At 61.5% G+C, this 17631-nt stretch carries 13 protein-coding genes; 7 read left to right on the forward strand and 6 right to left on the reverse strand.

Features of this window, described 5'->3' with window-relative positions:
* Positions 1–2 precede the first annotated feature (2 nt).
* The gene (locus tag C7S18_RS24555; RefSeq protein ID WP_170113325.1) at positions 3–692 is read right to left on the reverse strand and encodes a cupin domain-containing protein; all 690 of its coding nucleotides are present in this window, start codon (positions 690–692) and stop codon (positions 3–5) included.
* Positions 685–1224 carry an RNA polymerase sigma factor gene (locus C7S18_RS17245; RefSeq protein ID WP_170113326.1) on the reverse strand — a complete coding sequence of 180 codons (540 nt, stop codon included), beginning with the start codon at positions 1222–1224 and terminating at the stop codon, positions 685–687. Before C7S18_RS17245 ends, C7S18_RS24555 begins: the two co-directional genes overlap by 8 nt.
* Positions 1225–1443: 219 nt before the next feature.
* On the opposite strand from C7S18_RS17245, the gene C7S18_RS17250 reads away from it, so the two are divergent.
* Together C7S18_RS17250 and C7S18_RS17255 are read left to right on the forward strand one after the other, a co-directional pair.
* On the forward strand, positions 1444–4179 hold the full coding sequence (locus C7S18_RS17250; RefSeq protein ID WP_106892736.1) for a hypothetical protein: 2736 nt from the start codon (positions 1444–1446) through the stop codon (positions 4177–4179).
* Positions 4176–5234 carry a hypothetical protein gene (locus tag C7S18_RS17255; protein ID WP_106892737.1) on the forward strand — a complete coding sequence of 353 codons (1059 nt, stop codon included), beginning with the start codon at positions 4176–4178 and terminating at the stop codon, positions 5232–5234. Before C7S18_RS17250 ends, C7S18_RS17255 begins: the two co-directional genes overlap by 4 nt.
* 142 nt (positions 5235–5376) lie before the next feature.
* On the opposite strand, the gene C7S18_RS24560 is transcribed toward C7S18_RS17255, so the two are convergent.
* A complete protein-coding gene (locus C7S18_RS24560) occupies positions 5377–5826 on the reverse strand; it encodes an RHS repeat-associated core domain-containing protein (RefSeq protein ID WP_170113327.1) in 450 nt (149 codons plus the stop codon).
* A 643-nt stretch (positions 5827–6469) separates the two neighbouring features.
* Here C7S18_RS24560 and C7S18_RS17265 point away from each other — a divergent pair.
* Positions 6470–7498 carry a hypothetical protein gene (locus C7S18_RS17265; RefSeq protein WP_146151977.1) on the forward strand — a complete coding sequence of 343 codons (1029 nt, stop codon included), beginning with the start codon at positions 6470–6472 and terminating at the stop codon, positions 7496–7498.
* 137 nt (positions 7499–7635) lie between these two features.
* Here the strand turns inward: C7S18_RS17265 and hslU are convergent, their stop codons facing one another.
* Entirely contained in the window at positions 7636–8973 is a 1338-nt protein-coding gene (gene hslU / locus C7S18_RS17270) for an ATP-dependent protease ATPase subunit HslU (RefSeq protein ID WP_106892740.1), read from the reverse strand.
* 3 nt (positions 8974–8976) lie between these two features.
* Positions 8977–9528, reverse strand: coding sequence for an ATP-dependent protease subunit HslV (gene hslV, locus C7S18_RS17275; protein WP_106892741.1), 552 nt, complete (start codon positions 9526–9528; stop codon positions 8977–8979).
* 154 nt (positions 9529–9682) lie between these two features.
* Between hslV and C7S18_RS17280 the strand changes: the two genes are divergently transcribed.
* The 3 genes from C7S18_RS17280 (at position 9683) to C7S18_RS17290 (ending at position 13330) form a co-directional block, all read left to right on the forward strand.
* Positions 9683–9934: a hypothetical protein gene (locus tag C7S18_RS17280; protein ID WP_106892742.1), complete on the forward strand. Its 252-nt coding sequence runs from the start codon at positions 9683–9685 to the stop codon at positions 9932–9934.
* Between the two features lie 294 nt (positions 9935–10228).
* Positions 10229–12409: an HzsA-related protein gene (locus C7S18_RS17285; protein WP_146151978.1), complete on the forward strand. Its 2181-nt coding sequence runs from the start codon at positions 10229–10231 to the stop codon at positions 12407–12409.
* A 72-nt stretch (positions 12410–12481) separates the two neighbouring features.
* A complete protein-coding gene (locus C7S18_RS17290) occupies positions 12482–13330 on the forward strand; it encodes a class I SAM-dependent methyltransferase (RefSeq protein ID WP_106892744.1) in 849 nt (282 codons plus the stop codon).
* Between the two features lie 97 nt (positions 13331–13427).
* Here the strand turns inward: C7S18_RS17290 and C7S18_RS17295 are convergent, their stop codons facing one another.
* Positions 13428–13802: a hypothetical protein gene (locus C7S18_RS17295; RefSeq protein WP_146151979.1), complete on the reverse strand. Its 375-nt coding sequence runs from the start codon at positions 13800–13802 to the stop codon at positions 13428–13430.
* 277 nt (positions 13803–14079) lie between these two features.
* Here C7S18_RS17295 and C7S18_RS17300 point away from each other — a divergent pair, with 277 nt between their 5' ends.
* A complete protein-coding gene (locus C7S18_RS17300; protein ID WP_106892746.1) occupies positions 14080–17535 on the forward strand; it encodes a S8 family serine peptidase in 3456 nt (1151 codons plus the stop codon).
* Positions 17536–17631 lie beyond the last annotated feature (96 nt).

The following is a 17631-nucleotide window of genomic DNA, read 5'->3' on the forward strand; positions in this document are numbered from 1 at the left end:
GCCTACTCCGCGCGCTCGACTTCGAACGAAAACGCCGATGACGTCGCACCGTCCAGCCCCGGACTAATCCGCCAATAAAAGCTACCGCGGCGCTCGACGAATAAGGCTGGATCGAGTTCAATCTCGCAGACGCTGGTCTGACCGCGCCACACGGGTTCGGCCTTGGCGTCCAACAAACTGACCTCATAGGTATTGCCAGCCGCTGAACACGGCCATCGCAGCACGCTTGGTGGCGATTGCAAGGTGGCATTGTCTGGCGGCAATACGGCCGCTGCCCCCGGAGCCCGCACGGTGTCGTAGTCGGGTGCCGGGCGCCAAGGCGCGATCAGGACCGCAACGACCAGGGCTGCCGCCGCAGCGAGCCCCAGTGGCCAGATTCGCCGCGCGCGTTTGGGGGTGATCGGAAGGCCCACCACATCCGCCGACGGTATACGGGCCGGGCTCGACGCCGCAGCGTCCAGATCGGAGGCAAGTTCCGTCGCGAACGTTGCACTGGCAAACACCATCTGCACCGCCCGCCGACAAGCCGTGCAGGCCGCGACATGCGCGACGCAGGTGGCGCGAGCCGTGTCGTCGGTCAGGGCACCGCTCGCAAACACAAACAGCAGTTCGGGATCGGGGCAGGCATCGGGTCGGGTCGTCCGCGCCGCCACCCATTTGGCAATGCCGGCGTCATGCAAGGACTCAGTCATCGACATGCTCCATTCCGAGCGCGTTCAGCGCTTGCTTCAAGTCCTCGACACCGCGGTAGGCCAGATTGCGAGCGCTCGCATCCGTCAAATTCAACATGGTTGCGATCTCGGCGGGGTTGAACCCATGCAGCAGCAATTGCGCGGGCATGCGGCGACTGGCCTGGATCGATGCCAGCGCCTGCTGCACCAATACGGTCTGATGCTGGCGGCTAGCCAACTGCTCCGGCTCGGCTTCGGGTCGCTCATGGGCATTCTCCAACTCGGCGCTCATCACCTCATCCAGACCCTGCTCCTTACGCGCATCACGGCGCCGCAGCGCGTCAATGAACACCGAGAACACGATCTTCTGAATGTAGGACGCAAGATGGGTGACGCCTTTCTCAGTCGCCAAGGCCCGCCACAGCCGGATGCGCACTTCCTGGGCCAGGTCATCGGCATCGAGGCCGTCCCCAGGGCTCAGGCGTTGCTGAATCAGCGCACGCAAGCGGCCCTCATGTCGATCGAGGACCGCGCGAAACTCCCGTTCGTCCAAGCACAACCTCCTCTGCAGGTTCCCAGTCTAGCCCGCGTGTTTTGTAGGCGGCAACGAATGCCGCAAGCAAAAGCCAAGCCATGGCACCAACGGCAGCAAACCGCCGACTAGCGTTGTCGGTGAGAAAAACCACGTGAAGGGTTCGTCCTGCCTTCTGCGTGCAGTCGTCAGCGTTCATGCGACCAACGCCCTTTCACTGGTTTCGATTCGGAGTCTCAAATGTTCCGCTTGCGATGGTTCTTGCTGCCGGGTGTCCTGTGGTTCAAGCTGCTGCTCATCACCTACTGCTGCCTCGGTACTGGCGCCGCGCACGCCGTCTATGCGCCCGTCATGCCCACTAATCTGCAATTGCTGGTGCAAAATCCCGCGTCATTTCCGCAGAACGGTTACATCGTCCGTTCGGGCGTGCCGCTGGCACGGAGCCAGCAACTCTTAAGCACGAACGATCTGGCCGTGGTCAATGACCAAGGCCTCGCGGTTCCGGCAACCTTTCGCGTGCTGGCGCGCTGGGGCGCGGGTCGCAGCCAAGTCAGTGCACCGATTCAGTGGGTTCTGGTCAGCTTCCCGGCTTCTGTCCCCGCGCAATCCGCACGGAGCTATCGCTTGTCGATTGACGGATCGGTGACGAACCCGGTCAGCGGCGCGACGGTCACCGTCAGCAGTACGGCGAATGCCTTTCAGATCAATACCGGCGCCGCGCAATTCGAAGTACCAAAGCATGGACTCGGCGTACTGAGCCAAGCGAGCGCGGGCAGCGGTAACACGCCACTCGTTGGCAGCAGTTTTGAACTGATTGCGAACGGTGTGACGTACAACAGCCTGTTGCCGATCCGACGCGCCGAGTTGGTGTCACAAGATCGCCTGTCAGCGGTGATTGTCGTGTCCGCACCGATCAACATGCCCGAGATCGGGAACGGCCGCTTGGCGCTGACGCGTCGGTATGTGTTCCGGGCCGGCGCCAGCAGCGTGGACGTGCGGGCCAGCCTCGCGTTCGAAGGCGATCGGTGCGGCAACGGCGTGATCACGTGCGATGGCAGCCCGAATGGCGTACAGGTGTCACGCTGGCGCGAACGGCTGCAGGCGGCAAATGACACCAGTAGCCCGCTGCTCGGCATGCGTGCAACGCGCGGCCAAAGTCTATTCAGCAGCAACCTGACGACCGGCCAAACGGCGGGCATTCGGCAATTGCAGCGAAGCAACCGACTTGCCGCGTATCAATACACTTGGCGCCGACCCGATGGCAGCGTGCAAACCGGCAGCCTTGCCGATGGCGCGGCGCTGTTGCGCGACGGTCCCGAAGGCGTCATCGGGGTCGCCATCAAGTCGATGCATCAATACGAGCCCCAAGCGCTGCAGCAGCTGAGCACCACCGACACCGCGATCGATCTGATCGATGGTCCCATCTGGCTCGGGTTGCGCCAGGGCATGTTTGCCGAATACGCCGTTCATATCGGCGCCCCCGGCACGACACTGACCGACCACTTGGCCGCATTCTGGCCCGACCTGCAGCACAGCATGCAAGCATTGCCGAATCCAGCCTGGATTGCCGCCACTGGGGCGGTCGACGAGTTCCCAGTTGGTCCTTTGCCATCGACGTTTGCGGGCTATGACACGGTCCTGACGGATACGCTGAATCTCACCCGCAGCCTTCGGGAATCACGCGGGCTTTATGGCTTGATGACCCACGGTCTGTTCCCGCGATTCTTTGGCGACCCGATCCGGACCGACGAGATCGATTGTGGGGACAACGATCCCACCCCAGCCGACGATGTGGACGACACGTATTGGTGCGCGACCTGGACGGACTATCACAACGCTGCGTCGACTGCGGTCGTCGCTGCCTTTCGCTATCAGGACTCGAACTACCTGTCCGATTTGGCCACGCCCGCTGCGCTCCGCGCGTTGCACACGCTGGTCTATCAGTGTGCGCCGGATGATCAGAATTTCTATTGTGGACAGGCACCGGCCGGATACAACGGTTATCGCTCCGACTTCAACGCCTCGCACCAGTATCTGGAAAATCTGATCCTGTACTACTGGCTGAGCGGCGATGAGTCAGTACCCGAGACGCTGGCCCGCGGCGCCGACACGTTTCGCGCGTACCTGTGCCCCGGCCGCAATCAAGTGCCGCAGGGTCCCGTCTGTGGCCCGAATACACTCATCAACGACCCCGATGCCCGGCTCAATGGCCGCGTCACCTCGCAGTTTCTGGAGTTGTTCCGATTCGTCGGTTTAGCCAGCGATGACGCCAGCTTTCTCGACGACTGGACCAGCACGAGCGCACGCAACCTGACGCAGCACTACGTCGAGTCCCAGCATCTCGGCGACACCATCGGATTCATCGAACCATCCGGCGGCTATCTGCCCGATGGCAGCGGCGGCGACTTCTCCATCGTCACCGGTGCCGGCACCTACTACAGCACGCAGTTGTGGATGACGGGTTTGTACGACCTCACCATGCTGTATCGCCTGATCCCGCAACAACTCGATCCGAGTCTTGGCAGCCCGGGCGTGCGCCCGAGTCAAGTGCTCAATGCGCACGCGCGTTTGATCACGCACGCCCTCCAGGTGCCGCCAGCCGATGGCACCGTGAATGGCATCCTGCCAGAGTCGATGCGCATCGGGTTCAGCGGCGCGCGCCTCGGCGGCAATGTGATGACCTTGGAGCCTGGCTGGACACCTGGCGCCATGCCCACGCCCTGCCTTGATGCGTGCCACTACCTCGAAGGCAAGGCCGCACTGGCTGCGCTGATGCTGCGGGCCGCCGATCAGACCAACGCGGCCACGCTGCGCAGCACCGGCGAGGCGTTGACGCAACTCGGCATTCAGCTCCGACTCGCAAGCCCACAGCCGCTGAACAAAGCCGTGGCAATTGGGTTGACCCGCCTCCACGCTGCCGTCGCGCGAGCCGCCGGCACCACCGAACCACCCCAATTCCAGGACAGCTTCGAATGATCCACCATTGCGACGCAAACGAGATGTCGGCCTCGACACGCCCCCGCGTCGATTGGTCCCGGTGGCTGCTCGCCCTGCTATTCGGATCGCTGCTGATCGGTATCGGCAGCGTGTCCGCCAACGACTTGTTTGCGGACAGCTTAGAACCTCTGAATCACGCCGAGATTCGCTGGCAAAGCGACGAGTTTGACGACGCGAGAAGCTTGTCGCGTTTTGATCAGATCTGGCGCACCGAGCATTGGCCATTTGATTCGGCCGAGATCCGCGACGTCAACCAAACGACTCCGGGTCATCTCACGCTGCAGCCCTATAGTTCCGGATGGTGGGAAGACTATCGCGCTGAGTTAACCTACAAGACCTTCCATGGCGATCTGCAAGTCACTACGCTCGTTCGTCCGCGCAACCGCGCTGGCTTGGCGGCGCCTGGCAGCACGCACGGCGGTCCGCTCGAAAGCGAATACTCGCTCGCCGGTCTGATGCTGCGTGTGCCAAGGCCAGAGGTGGAGGCCAGCAACAACAACTGGACGCGCGGCCGCGAGGCCTATGTGTTTTTGTCGATGGGCGCTGCCGATACACCAGGCTTGTATCAGTTCGAGGACAAGACCACACGGGCAGCACTGCCGGGCGAAACACACAGTGTCTCAGTGCGCATCATCACCAACGCGCCCGCGAATACCGACTCGGCCTACCTCCGCCTGGTACGAATCGGACCACACGTGCTCGCGTTGTTTCGTCCGACACAGCCTGGCGCCAACTGGCAAGTACTCCGCCGGTTTCGGCGCAACGACTTCAGCCCCGCATTGCAAGTCGGCATGGTGGCCTACACAGACTGGGCCACCATGAGCGCGTGCAGCTATGAATTCCACAACATCAATCGCCTTCAGTTTTCATGCGCCAATCCAGCGATTCCCGCCGACCCCGACCTCCGCGCCAGCTTCGACTTCTTCAGACTACAGCGACCAGATGTTCCGTCAGACCTGACAGGCGCCGATTGGAGCAATCCCGCTGCTGTGCCGAATGCGGTGATCTTGCAGGTGTTTGGCACCGAACCGTAACCGTTGCCGCGACCCGAGAAAATTCTGAGAAGTCAGCTATCCCGTATTCCGCAAACAGCCTCGCGAAATTGTTGCAGCAAGTAGGTCGCAACAAGCGCAGCGCATTGCGCCGCCGGAATCGCGAGAAGCCCTGAGACGACAACTAGTCGGACGTAGGGGGCTTATCCGACACTCGTCCAGTCGGGTCAGTCAGGCTCAGCGGGTTGTTGAACACATAGGTGTAGCGATTCCAGCTCTGTAGGTTCGATGGTGCTTCGACCACGATATCGGCTTGCAGGAAGCGGCCCAGCTCGGGATCGAAGATCCGGGCGTTCATGTGGATCAGTCCAACGCCATCGATATGCTCATGACCGGTGAATCCGCGCGTCGTCGTGCTGGCTGCGATGCCTGGCCCTTGCCAATCGCTCGTGTCACGACGGGTGCCATGGGGATCAAAGTTGACATGCTCGACCACCGACCCGTTCTGATCCGTGATCGTTTCAACCGAGCCCAGATGATCGCCAAACGTGAAGCGCTGCTCGGTCACCCCTGGCGCGTTGCTGCGCGTGGTGATGATCGCAACGTCGCCCAAATACCGCTTCGTCTCAACCACGCCACTGGGCAATGTGATCCGCTCGACGTTGCCGATGTAGCAAGTGGATCCGATGAGCGACGAGAGAGATCGCAGTGTCGGCGATCTCTCTCTTCGCTCATCGGGTTTACGGACCAGCTGCCATTGAAGCCTTCGCCCTAGATGGCGGAATTGTGCTTTCCGGATGTGTTTGTGCGCGATCTGCATGTCGTCCCCAAGCGATGCTGATTGGCTGTTCGATGACATCAGCTTGCCGAGAATCGCAGACTTTGGTGGACCCTTGACCGCCAAACCACTGACATCCGCGCACAAATTCTTGATGGCATCTGAAATCGTGCCCCGAGTCGGGCGCACACGCAGCAAAGAAGGGATTCCGCTGCACCCAAAGCCGAATCCGAATCCGAATCAATCGCGAACATCCGCGCATAGCGCGTGATCATGAATCCGGGCTTTCGAAGAGTCACTTCTTAGATCCGGCGCTTGCGCCTGCCTGTCCGTTTCCAACCAGCATCCGTTTCAGGCATCGCAAAGCCGGAATCCCTCCCCGCTTCTCCGGCTTTGTGTGCGAGCGCCATGGTTGGAACTCGGAGCGTGATGGGCAGGCGCAGGCGGTCGGCTCTTCGGAGTGAACCTGTCGTTTTCATCATGATTTGGACAAATAGCCATGACTCAATCGAGCCGACGCACTGCCCACCATTCCGGGCATCGCTTGCCCAGCCTTCATCGCTTGGCGGTCACTGCCATGCTGCTCATGGGCGTCTCTGTGGCGGCCGTCGCTGCGGATAAGCCCAAGGCGCTCCGCACCGCTTGGCAGCCAGCCAGCTCCATGATCAGCGTCAGCGAACACGGCGGTATTGTCGTCGTGCCAACCGCCACGTTGGATGTCATCAATGACGGATTGTCCTCATCGTTGATGGACGAGTCGCGCACGCGCATCCAAGCCGCGCTGCCGGGGCCTTCAGGCCTGGAGCCAGAACTCAACGCGCTGGCGATTCAGGTCACCACCAACCCAGTCAGCAGCTTGCCCGCCGACGCGATCGTGACGGGCGTTGAGGTCCAGTTTGCATTCAATGCTGAGGGATTGGACGGCAAGGGCACGCCATTGCCGTCTGCCGTGGCAGGCTTTTCGGTGATCGACGAGGAAATCCGCTTTCTCAATCCGGCTATTGCCAATGGCACCGCGAATCGGGCGAAGCAGGCCGAAGTGAACTACGGCGATGAACTCAAGTTTGACGCCGCGACTTATGGCGGCACGTACGATCTTTGGGGTTCGCCGCAGCTGCCAAATACGGGCGCGTTCTACCGCGGCAACTCCCTGTTCGTGCAGATCAAACTGCGCAATCGCGGCAATGTGCCGGCCTGGGTGCGCGCTGATCTATTCCGCTTCCGCCTGCACTACCAACTGCCGGCACTGCGGAGCAAGGTACTCAGTCAATCCAATCACGCCATCGACACCTTGTGCCTGCAAGCACCACTGGCGCCGTCTACGTCTTGCTCGGCGGTTCAGCAGTGCTATACGCACAGCACGACGCGACGCCAAGTCTGCGACTTGGCCCTGAGCCAGCTCCTGGCCAAGACCTGCTCGCAACAGACGGACATTGCCACGTGCAGCGAGCAAGCAGCAGATTTGCTTGATACCACCGTGGACACTCGGTCCTGGTCGGTTCCCGCGCTGACCGCAACGGTCGATTGAACGAAGGCGTACAAGTACCGCCTGCTATGGCCCTGAGTCCGGCGCTATTCGTGCCGGATTCAGGGCTGATTGGAACTGACTGAAACGTGTCGTCTGAACCTTGACACATGTCGCGCCGACTCGGCTTCAACCACTCACTACAAGATGTAACGGCTGAGATCCGGATTGCCAGCCAGCGCGCCGATTTCCCGATCCACCGCAGCGGCATCGATGTCGATGGCGCTACCACCTTGATCCGGGGCCGAAAACGAGATCTTGTCGAGCAACCGCTCCAACACGGTGGACAATCGGCGAGCGCCGATGTTCTCCTGCGTTTCGTTCAGTTGAAACGCAATGTCGGCGAGCCGGTCAATCGCATCATCCGTGAATCGCAGGGTGACTGACTCAGTGGCGAGCAACGCCTGATACTGTTTTGTCAGCGCGGCCTGGGGTTCTTTCAGAATGCGCTTGAAGTCGTCCGCGCTCAGCGCCTTCAGTTCGACGCGAATCGGAAAACGGCCCTGCAACTCTGGAATCAAGTCGCTAGGCTTGGCCACATGAAACGCACCCGATGCAATGAAGAGCACGTGGTCGGTCTTGATCGGGCCGTACTTGGTGCTGACCGTGGAGCCTTCCACGAGCGGCAACAGATCGCGCTGAACGCCTTCGCGGGACACGCTCGCGCCGCTCCATTCTGAGCGCTGGCAGACTTTGTCGATTTCGTCGATGAAGACGATGCCACGCTGCTCAGCTGCTTCGACTGCCTGCGCGCGCACGTCATCTTCGTTCAGCAGCTTCGACGCTTCTTCTTCAAGCAATTGCGGCCGGGCTTTCGCGATCGTCAGCTTACGCTTCTGCGATTTGTTGCCAGAGACCTGCGAGAACATCTGCTTCAGCTGCTGCGTCATTTCCTCCATGCCCGGCGGCGCCATGATGTCCACCCCGACATTGAATTGAATATCGAGTTCGATCTCGCGATCGTCGAGCTTGCCGTCGCGGAGCATCTGTCGGAACTTCTCGCGGGTGCCGTTCTGTTCGTCGCTCGGCTTCGGGTCTTCACCCCAGACGCGCACGGCCTGCGCGCGCGGCAACAGCGCATCCAGAATCCGCTCCTCGGTGAGCCGCTCGGCCTCGGCCATGACCCGGACCTTGGCTTTGGCGCGCACTTCCTTGATCGCCACATCGATCAGGTCGCGAACGATCGCCTCCACGTCTTTGCCGACATAGCCCACTTCGGTGAACTTCGTGGCCTCGACTTTGACGAATGGTGCGTCCGCCAGCGTTGCGAGTCGGCGCGCGATCTCGGTCTTGCCGACACCGGTCGGACCGATCATCAGGATGTTCTTTGGCGTCACTTCATTGCGCAGCTCTGGGGCGAGCTGCATGCGGCGCCAACGGTTTCGGAGTGCAATCGCCACCGCCCGCTTGGCGTCACTCTGGCCGACAATATGCCGGTCGAGCTCGGAGACAATTTCTCTTGGGGTCAAGTCGGACATGAATCATTCACCCAGGGTTTCGATAGTAGTTTGGTGATTGGTATAGATGCAGATGTCGCCGGCGATCTTCAGCGCGCGTTCGACAATTTCTTTCGCACCAAGCTCGGTATTTTCCAATAGCGCCTTGGCGGCCGCCTGCGCAAAAGGGCCACCCGAGCCAATGGCAATCAGGCCATTCTCGGGTTCCAAGACATCGCCATTGCCGGTGATGATCAGCGAGGTCTGTTTATCGGCCACCGCGAGCAAGGCTTCAAGGCGACCAAGCCGCCGTTCGGTGCGCCAGTCTTTGGCGAGTTCCACGGCAGCACGCGTCAAATTGCCGCCATGCTTATCCAGTTTGGCCTCGAATAGTTCGAACAACGTAAAGGCATCGGCCGTGGCGCCCGCAAAGCCGGCGAGCACATCACCCTTGCCGAGGCGCCTGACCTTGCGCGCGTTCGACTTCATGACGGTGTTGCCCAGGGTCACCTGGCCGTCACCGCCCACCGCCACCTGGCCGTTCCGTCGGATCGAGACGATGGTCGTGCCGTAGAACACATCCGGTTTGTGATTCATACCTGTACTCAACGCTTGGGAGAGGTTGGACGTGGGGGCGATCGGGGCCAGCGCAAGGGGATCGGGATTTCCCTAACCCCATTCGCAAAGTTGCCGCGTTGATCTGTTCACTGCAGCAAGTCCTTTGCTGCAGCCCACTCAACAGGAGAATCCCATGCAAATCAAAACCCTGACCCTGGCTCTGGGGCTCGCACTGACGTTCAATGTGCTCGCTGAAGACACCAGCACGGAGCAGTATGCAAGCGAGCAGGCCACGCAGGAATCGAGCACCGGTTCGCGTATTCGGCGCCTGGCGCCACTGACGGTCAACCCGACGGCAGTGAGCCACCACGAAGCCGACGCCAAGCCGAGTCAGCCGCTGAAGCAAGAGAACCAGGACGCATTCTTGGACGGCGTGGCGCGATGAGTCCGACCACACGCCGCCCGCTGTCGCAGGTGGCGTGATCGGTCAGCCTGCTGGAAGGCGCCCATTCCGGGCGCTTTTCAACTCGCGGGTCCGGCCGAATGATCGGCCACGCGCCTTCCGGATTCGGGAAAGCGTTCTTCGGCACCGACATGCCGACTCCTGGTGTCACCTTCCAACGTGCGATTCCGCAGCGATTCGGGTTTCTGGATTCGTCGACGGTGTCACGATTTCAGATACCGAATGGCCCGCTTTTTGCGGTTTCGCCGTATGGTCAATGTGATATCGGAGACATTCATGCGTCATGGCCTTTTGAAATCGCTGCTTGCGCTGCCGCTCGGCCTGACGGCCCTGAGCGCCGCGGCCCAAGTCACCACCCCCAACCCGATTCTGTTCGTGACCCAATTTCCGATTCCGGGCGACTTCGCCACGATCGGATCGGTCTTCGCGAATCATCGCGGCAATGTCGACTTGGTCGGCCGAGGTGGCGATCTCTATATCCGTTACGGCAATGGCACGCTGCGCAATCTGACCCGCGAAGCCGGTTATGGCGAAGCGGGCGTCATGCAGACGAGCAACGCGATTGCGGTGCGCGACCCGGCCGTCCATTGGTCGGGAAACAAAGCGTTATTCAGCATGGTGATTGGCGCGCCGAGCCAGCAGTTTCAGTTCATCACGCGCTACTGGCAGTTGTACGAAGTGACTGGCCTTGGAGTCGGCGACACCGTGCAGATCACCAAGGTTGCGAATCAGCCGATCGACGCGAATAACGTCATGGGCGCCTATGCGTCCGACGGACAGATCATTTTCGTGTCCGACCGGCCACATAACGGCGAGGCGCACTTGTACCCGCAGCACGACGAGTACGAGTCCACGGCGACGCCGACCGGTCTTTGGAAGCTGAATCCTCTGGACGGCACGCTGCAACTGCTGCAGCACTCACCGTCCGGCTCGTTCGACCCGATCATTGACAGCTTTGGTCGCGTGCTGTTCACGCGCTGGGACCACCTGCAGCGCGATCAGCAAAATGATGATGCCGGCAATCCTTACGGCACCTTCAATTTCAGCAGCGAAGCCGCCAACTCGGTGCCGACTACTGACCGCAGCGAAGTGTTCCCGGAACCACGCATCGCCGCCCAAGGCAGCACGATTGAAGGGTTTACGATCAATCATTTCTTCCCGTGGCAGATCCGCCAGGATGGCACGGAAGAAGAGACACTGAACCATCTGGGCCGTCATGAGCTGCACAGCTACTTCAATCGAAGTTTCAACAACGACAACAATCTGATCGAGTTCATTTCGGAAGTCTCAGGCCGCACGAATCCGCGCCCCGCATTCAATTTTCTGCAACTCACCGAGAATCCGAGCGTGCCCGGCCAATATGTCGCCATCGATGCGCCGGAGTTCAACACGCATGCCGCCGGGCAGATTATCCGCTTCAATGCGCCGCCCAGCACCAATCCGGCGAATGTGATCATCGACTACGTCACGCACCCGGATACCGAAGGCACCACGCCGAGCCCAAATCACAGCGGGCACTATCGAAATCCGCTGATCCTGAGCAACGGCAGCCTGATTGCGGCGCATGCCAGTGAGCAGGGCGATGCCGGAAATCTCGGCGATCGCGCATTTCCGAATGCCAAGTACAGGTTCCGATTGCGCAACATGACAACGCTCGGCAACGGGTTTCAAGGCGCGAATCTGGCGCTGACGACCGGACTGAGCCGCACCGTGCGGTATTGGGATCCCGACGTGCTCGTCGAGTACACCGGAGAGTTTTGGGAATTGAGCCCGGTTGAGGTGGTCGCGCGCACCGCGCCAACGCCCGCAGCGCATCCGATTCCCGCGCCCGAAATGACGGCCTTCACGACCAAGGGTGTATCGCCCACCCAGTTCCAGGATTACCTGCGCGAACACAATCTGGCCGTGCTGGTCATGCGGGATGTGACCTCACGCGATCAGATCGATCGCCAGCAACCATTCAATCTGCGCGTACCCGCTGGGCGCCAAACCCCGACCAACCCAACCGGCGCCGTCTACGACATTGCGCATATGCAGTTCTTTCAGGGCGATTTGATCCGCGGCATTGGCGGAATGGCGAATCCCCGCCCGGGCCGCCGCGTGTTGGCGCAAACGCTGCATGATGCTGCGGCCGTTGCCGACAACGGCACGAACCCAGGTGGCCCCGCGGGCAGCGTGAAGATCTTCAGTGATGGCTCAGTCGCCGCATTTGTGCCAGCGAGCCGCGCGCTCACGTGGCAGACCACGGCGCCGAATGGCACACCTGTTGTTCGGGAGCGCTTCTGGATTTCGTTTCAACCAGGCGAGGTGCGTGCTTGCGACGGTTGCCACGGCGTGAATCTGCAGAATCAAGCGGGGCAAGGCGCGTCCCAACAGACATCGCTGGCGTTTCTCGACCTGTTGGACCGCTGGAGTGTCGCTGCCGCATCGCAAGTGTTCTCGAACAGTTTTGAGTAACCGCTACATGCGCGCGGATTGCATCCGCACGCAGCTTCGCGCCAGACTCTTGGGATCAACCCTGATTCCGACATGGCGCACCGTACTGGCCCGATTCTGACTTTGACCGAAGCCAATGCGCTGCGCCATGCGCAGCGTGCGGGCGATGTGAGCGCGCGGTTGTCATTGGATTTGGGTCGCGGCCAGACTGACGTCCAGTTGGCGGCCGACCACTGGCGCTGGCGCGAACTGCCTTTTCCGTATCTGGACGACGCAAAGCCGCGCACGATCTATTACTGGGATGGCGATGGTTTCGCGCCACTGCAACGCTTCAGTGGCGCGCTGATCAAACTCGTCGCCACCGAATGGGGCGCGCCAACCTTCGAGATCGATGGCATCAAGATGTTGCCCACGGCGCAGCTCTCGCCTTTTGTCGATGCCGAGCGCAAGGTGCAGTTGATCAAACCGCAGGGCAAGATCGTGCTCGACTGCTGCGGCGGCCTCGGCTATTTCGCAGCATGCTGCCTGGCGCAAGGTGCCCGCCAGATTCTGAGCTTCGAGAAGAACCCGAGCGTGCTGTGGTTGCGTCAGCACAATCCGTGGTCGCCGGATCCAGACGCCCCGGAACACGGCGGTCGTCTACAACTCGAACAAGGCGACATCAGCGAGCTGATCACCGCCCTTCCCGATCAGAGCGTCGATGCGATCCTGCATGATCCACCACGCTTCGGCATTGCGGGCGAGTTGTACGCGCTTTGTTTCTATCAGCAACTGGCCCGCGTGATTCGGCCCGGCGGAACGTTGTTTCACTACACCGGCATGCCGAATCTGAAGACGTCTGGTCGCGACGTGCCCGCAGAAGTGATGCGACGTTTGACTCAGGCAGGCTTTACGGCGGAGCGAAAGCTCGATGGCGTGTTGGCGACGCGACGTCGCCGCTGAAACACGCTCTTTCCGAGCGCATTCGAACGCGCGAATCCCGTACATGATCGATTCGCGGCGGCGTCGAGTACCGTTTGGTATTCATGCGAGTTCCGCATCAAGGCATGTTGGCAATCCGCGGCAGTATCAGTATTCCAAGACTCAGCATCGCAATGACGTTCAAGACAACCAGAAAGTTCGCATTGGCCAACTGGGCGAGCCAATAGGCTCTGGACGCACGATCGGGAACGCGCCGAAACAGGGCGAATGCTGCCAGCAGCGACACCCCAAGCATGGCAACCAGAATCCAGCGGCCGTAGGGCAGCCAGCGAAGCGCCATCGCGCTATAAGCGGGGGTCCGCGCCCATAGGGTGGCCACGGCATCGCGCTCAACCAGCCACTGAATCGCGAGAACGGGGCCAATGCCGGCGAGGAGGCTGACGCAACTAGCCGCGTAGATGAACAGCGACAGGACCATCCGACGTGCATGCATGGTGTTTCGTCCACATTTGCGGCAGAAGTCACCCTAGCAGAGGCGACCGATGTTTCGAGTCCCGGCCCCGTCGTGGGGGTTATCCACGCAGACGATCCTCGTGTCAGGGCACCGACACGAGCCCGTTATGCCGTACGCCGCGCCCCAACGCCACTCCGCCTTGAGACTGAAAAATACGTGGCATCTGGAAAGAAAAAGGGGTCGATCCGCGAACAATTTGTCAAGACTCGGCGTCCGCGCTAGCCTCGCGCGTTCAGTTGCCGTTTGGAGTCCGTCCATGAAGCGAATCGTATTGCATACCCTGTCCATTGCCATCGCCGGAGCCCTGGGCACACCCATCGCACTGGCTCAAAGCAGACTGCCGGTTCCGGCCTGGCAGCCCTCACCTGCCGAAATCGAGGCCGCTACCAGCCCGAACCTCTTGGCGCTCCGCTCGGGCATTTTCGACCCAGCCACGGAGTCGCTCCAGGTTACCGGCTCGTCACTGGATGGGGTCGCCGACTCGCGCTACGCAGTCGTGCAACTGCACACCCTGTCCCGCGCCGCTGAGCAGACGCTCGCACGTCTGGGCACTCAAATCGTCGGATTCATTCCGAACGCCGCGTATATTGTGCGCCTCAACGGTCAGCCCTTGACCAAGCTGGCAGCCGACCCGAGCGTCCGCTTTGCGAGCGCGCTCCCCGCCGCCTGGAAGATTGATCCGGCGTTTCTGACCGGCGCGCCGGTAGAGGCATCGGTCACGCTGACCGTCCACGGTTTCGCGGGAGAAAAGCCCAGCGCGTTCGCCGCCGCCTTGCGCAAGGCCGTTCCGAGCGCCGACGTCAAACTGGCGCGCGACAGCGCAACGCTGCCGCTGCTCAATGTCCAGGTCCCGGGCGCGATGCTGAACACCGCGCTGACGACACTGGCCCGTCTGGATGGCGTGCACTGGGTCACCCGCTATCAGCAACCGTTCCTGACCAATGACGATTCGATCGGACCGATGCAGGCGAGTGCTGCGACGGGCACCCCGATCTGGGATCGCGACATCATCGGCACCGGCCAGATCGTCGCGATTTCCGATTCGGGCCTGGATCGCAACGAATCCTGGTTCACGCGCTATGACAATGGCAGTGGCGTGGTCAATGCGATTACGGATGCCGAGTCGACCACACCGCCGGCCATTGGCACCGTTCACCCCACCAGAAAGGTCTACGGTTACTTTGTCCAGCCCGGCGCTACGTCGTATGACAACAACGCCACGTGCCCGGGTGGCACGCCTACCGGCTTCCACGGCACGCACGTGGTTGGTACGGTTGCTGGCGATCGGAGCAACACGGCAACGCCAACGGACCCGCAGCACGATGCGAACGGCGACGACGGCATGGCACCCAATGCACAAATCCTGTTCCAGGATATTGGCAACGACACAACCGGCTGCTTGGCCGGACTCGGTGACTTACCCAACACCATTCGCCAGGCGCACGCGGCGGGAGCCAGGATTTCGAGCAACAGCTGGGGTGCCAGCACCAATGGCGCCTACGGGACGAACGACATTGAGGTGGATGCCACCTCGCGTGAAGTCGAAGACTTGCTGTTTGTTGTTGCGGCTGGCAACGACGGCGCGGGGGCGACCACGATCGGCTCTCCCGGCAATTCCAAGAATGCGCTGACGGTCGGGGCATTGGGGCATGGCAATTCAACCGCAATTGCCGGCTTTTCGAGCCGCGGCCCGACCGTTGACAGCCGCATCAAGCCCGATATCGTGGCGCCTGGCAGCTCTATCGTTTCGGCACTCGGCAACACCAACAACGCTGGCACCGAGCAGACCGGCGCGACGCAATCGTTGAGCGGCACCTCCATGGCAACTCCAACAGTGGCTGGGTCGCTCGCGCTGATGCGCCAGTATTTTGAAGACGGCTACTACCCGCGCGGCGCGAAGACCCCTGCCGATGCGTATTCGCCAAACGGCGCCATGCTCAAGGCTTTGGCGCTGAACCGCGCACAAGTGATCGGCACTTGGCCGACCAACACGTTTGGATGGGGACGTCTGGCGCTGGAGTCGACGCTTTACTTCAATACCGCAGTCGGCGGCGGCGCCTCGACAGACACCACGCGAACACGCATTTTCGAGCGCGACAACAGCACCGGACTTGCGACTGGCGAACAGCACGTATACACCCTGGGCAATGTCGCAGCGGGCCAGGAGTTGCGGGTCACCCTCACGTGGTTCGACCCCGAAGCGTTGCCGGCGGCAGCGATCACACTCATCAACAACCTCGATCTCGAAGTGGTCGGTCCTACCGGCATCGTCTTTAAGGGCAACCAGCTCACGTCGGGCGCGTCCACACAGAACCCTGCCGGCACTGACAGCCGCAACACGGTGGAGCAAATTCGCGTGGTTGCCCCAACGGCAGGCAGCTACACCTTGCGCGTGAAGGGCACGGCCGTCCCGGGCAACGGCGCACCGGGCTCCAACCAGCAAGGCTACGCGTTGGTGGCTTCGGCTGCGTTCGGCATTCCTGACCCAAGCCCCGCCGCTGCGCCAACGGCCTTGAACATTGCCAGCAACAGCACATCGGGCATTGCGGTCGGCTTTACCGGCACGGCCACTCAGGGCTTCCAGCTTTATCGCGCCGATGGCACCTGCGCCAACGCCGACAGCAAACAGTTCCGCCTGGTTGCAACCGGCACCAGCAGCCCGTTGGTGGATGATCGCTCGCAAGGCGGTTACACCTATGCCTACAAAGTGCGCGGCGTGAGCGGTGATGTCGAAGGCGCAGCGTCTGCCTGTATTGAGGTGACCAGTAGCGACACTTGCACGCTCAGTCCGTCGTTCAACGGCAATGGCGCAACGCGCGATTTCAGCAATACCATTTGCTCGGTCGATCTCGCCTGGCCAACGGCTTCGAGCAACTGCCCAGCGGCGCCCATTTCGGGCTATCGCGTCGAGCGCTCCACCAGCCCGCTGTTCACTTCCCCGGTTGTGCTCAGTACGCCGGCAGCACTCGGGTACTTGGATACCAGTGTGGTCGGCGGCACGCCCTACTACTATCGTGTCACGGCGTTGGACAATGCCGGCAACACGAGCAGTTCATCGCCCATCATCAATGCCACACCGGTTGGTCCACAGGGCGTCAATGCGCCTGAGCAATTGGACGATGTGGATACGGCGACCTACATGACCCTGTCCGGCGAGTGGGGCATCAGCAACCTGCGCGCATCTACCGGTACGTTCTCGTATCGCAGTGCCAAGGCTGGCGCCACGTACCGCGCCGATACCTGCGCAACGATCACGACCCAACCCTTCTCGGTTGGATCGGCGACCGATCTGGTGTTTGATGCGCGCTGGAATCTCGAAGAATCTTGGGACGGTGTGGTGATTGAGGTCAGCTCCGACAATGGCGCATCGTGGTCCGTGCGGACGCCCGTGGGCGGCTACCCGGGCACCTTTGCCCAGACCGGCTCCCCGCCCGTCAATGCGTGCGGCTACATCAGCACGCAAGGCGCCTTTACGGGCAGCAGCGGCGGCGTCTTCGTGTCCAAGACCCTGAGCCTGACCGAGTTTGCCGGCGGCGGCCCCATCCAGGTGCGCTGGCGCTTCAGCTCTGACCCTGGCAGCGAGGAAGAAGGCTTCTACCTCGATAACGTGCGCATCCCGGCGAACGGCGGTGAGAGTCAGTACCTCCTGAAGTCCGGCTTCGAGGACAACGAAGTGCAAACGCCGAGCCCAGGGTGCACGCCGGCGGGCTGATCGGCGCTCATTAGTGACCGAATCCAACACCGCCTGGGTCAGGCGGTGTTGGGAAACAACCAGAAGCCTGACGAAAACGCCCTAGGGAGGGCCTGA

The sequence above is a fragment of the Ahniella affigens genome, assembly GCF_003015185.1.
GTDB lineage: Bacteria > Pseudomonadota > Gammaproteobacteria > Xanthomonadales > Ahniellaceae > Ahniella > Ahniella affigens.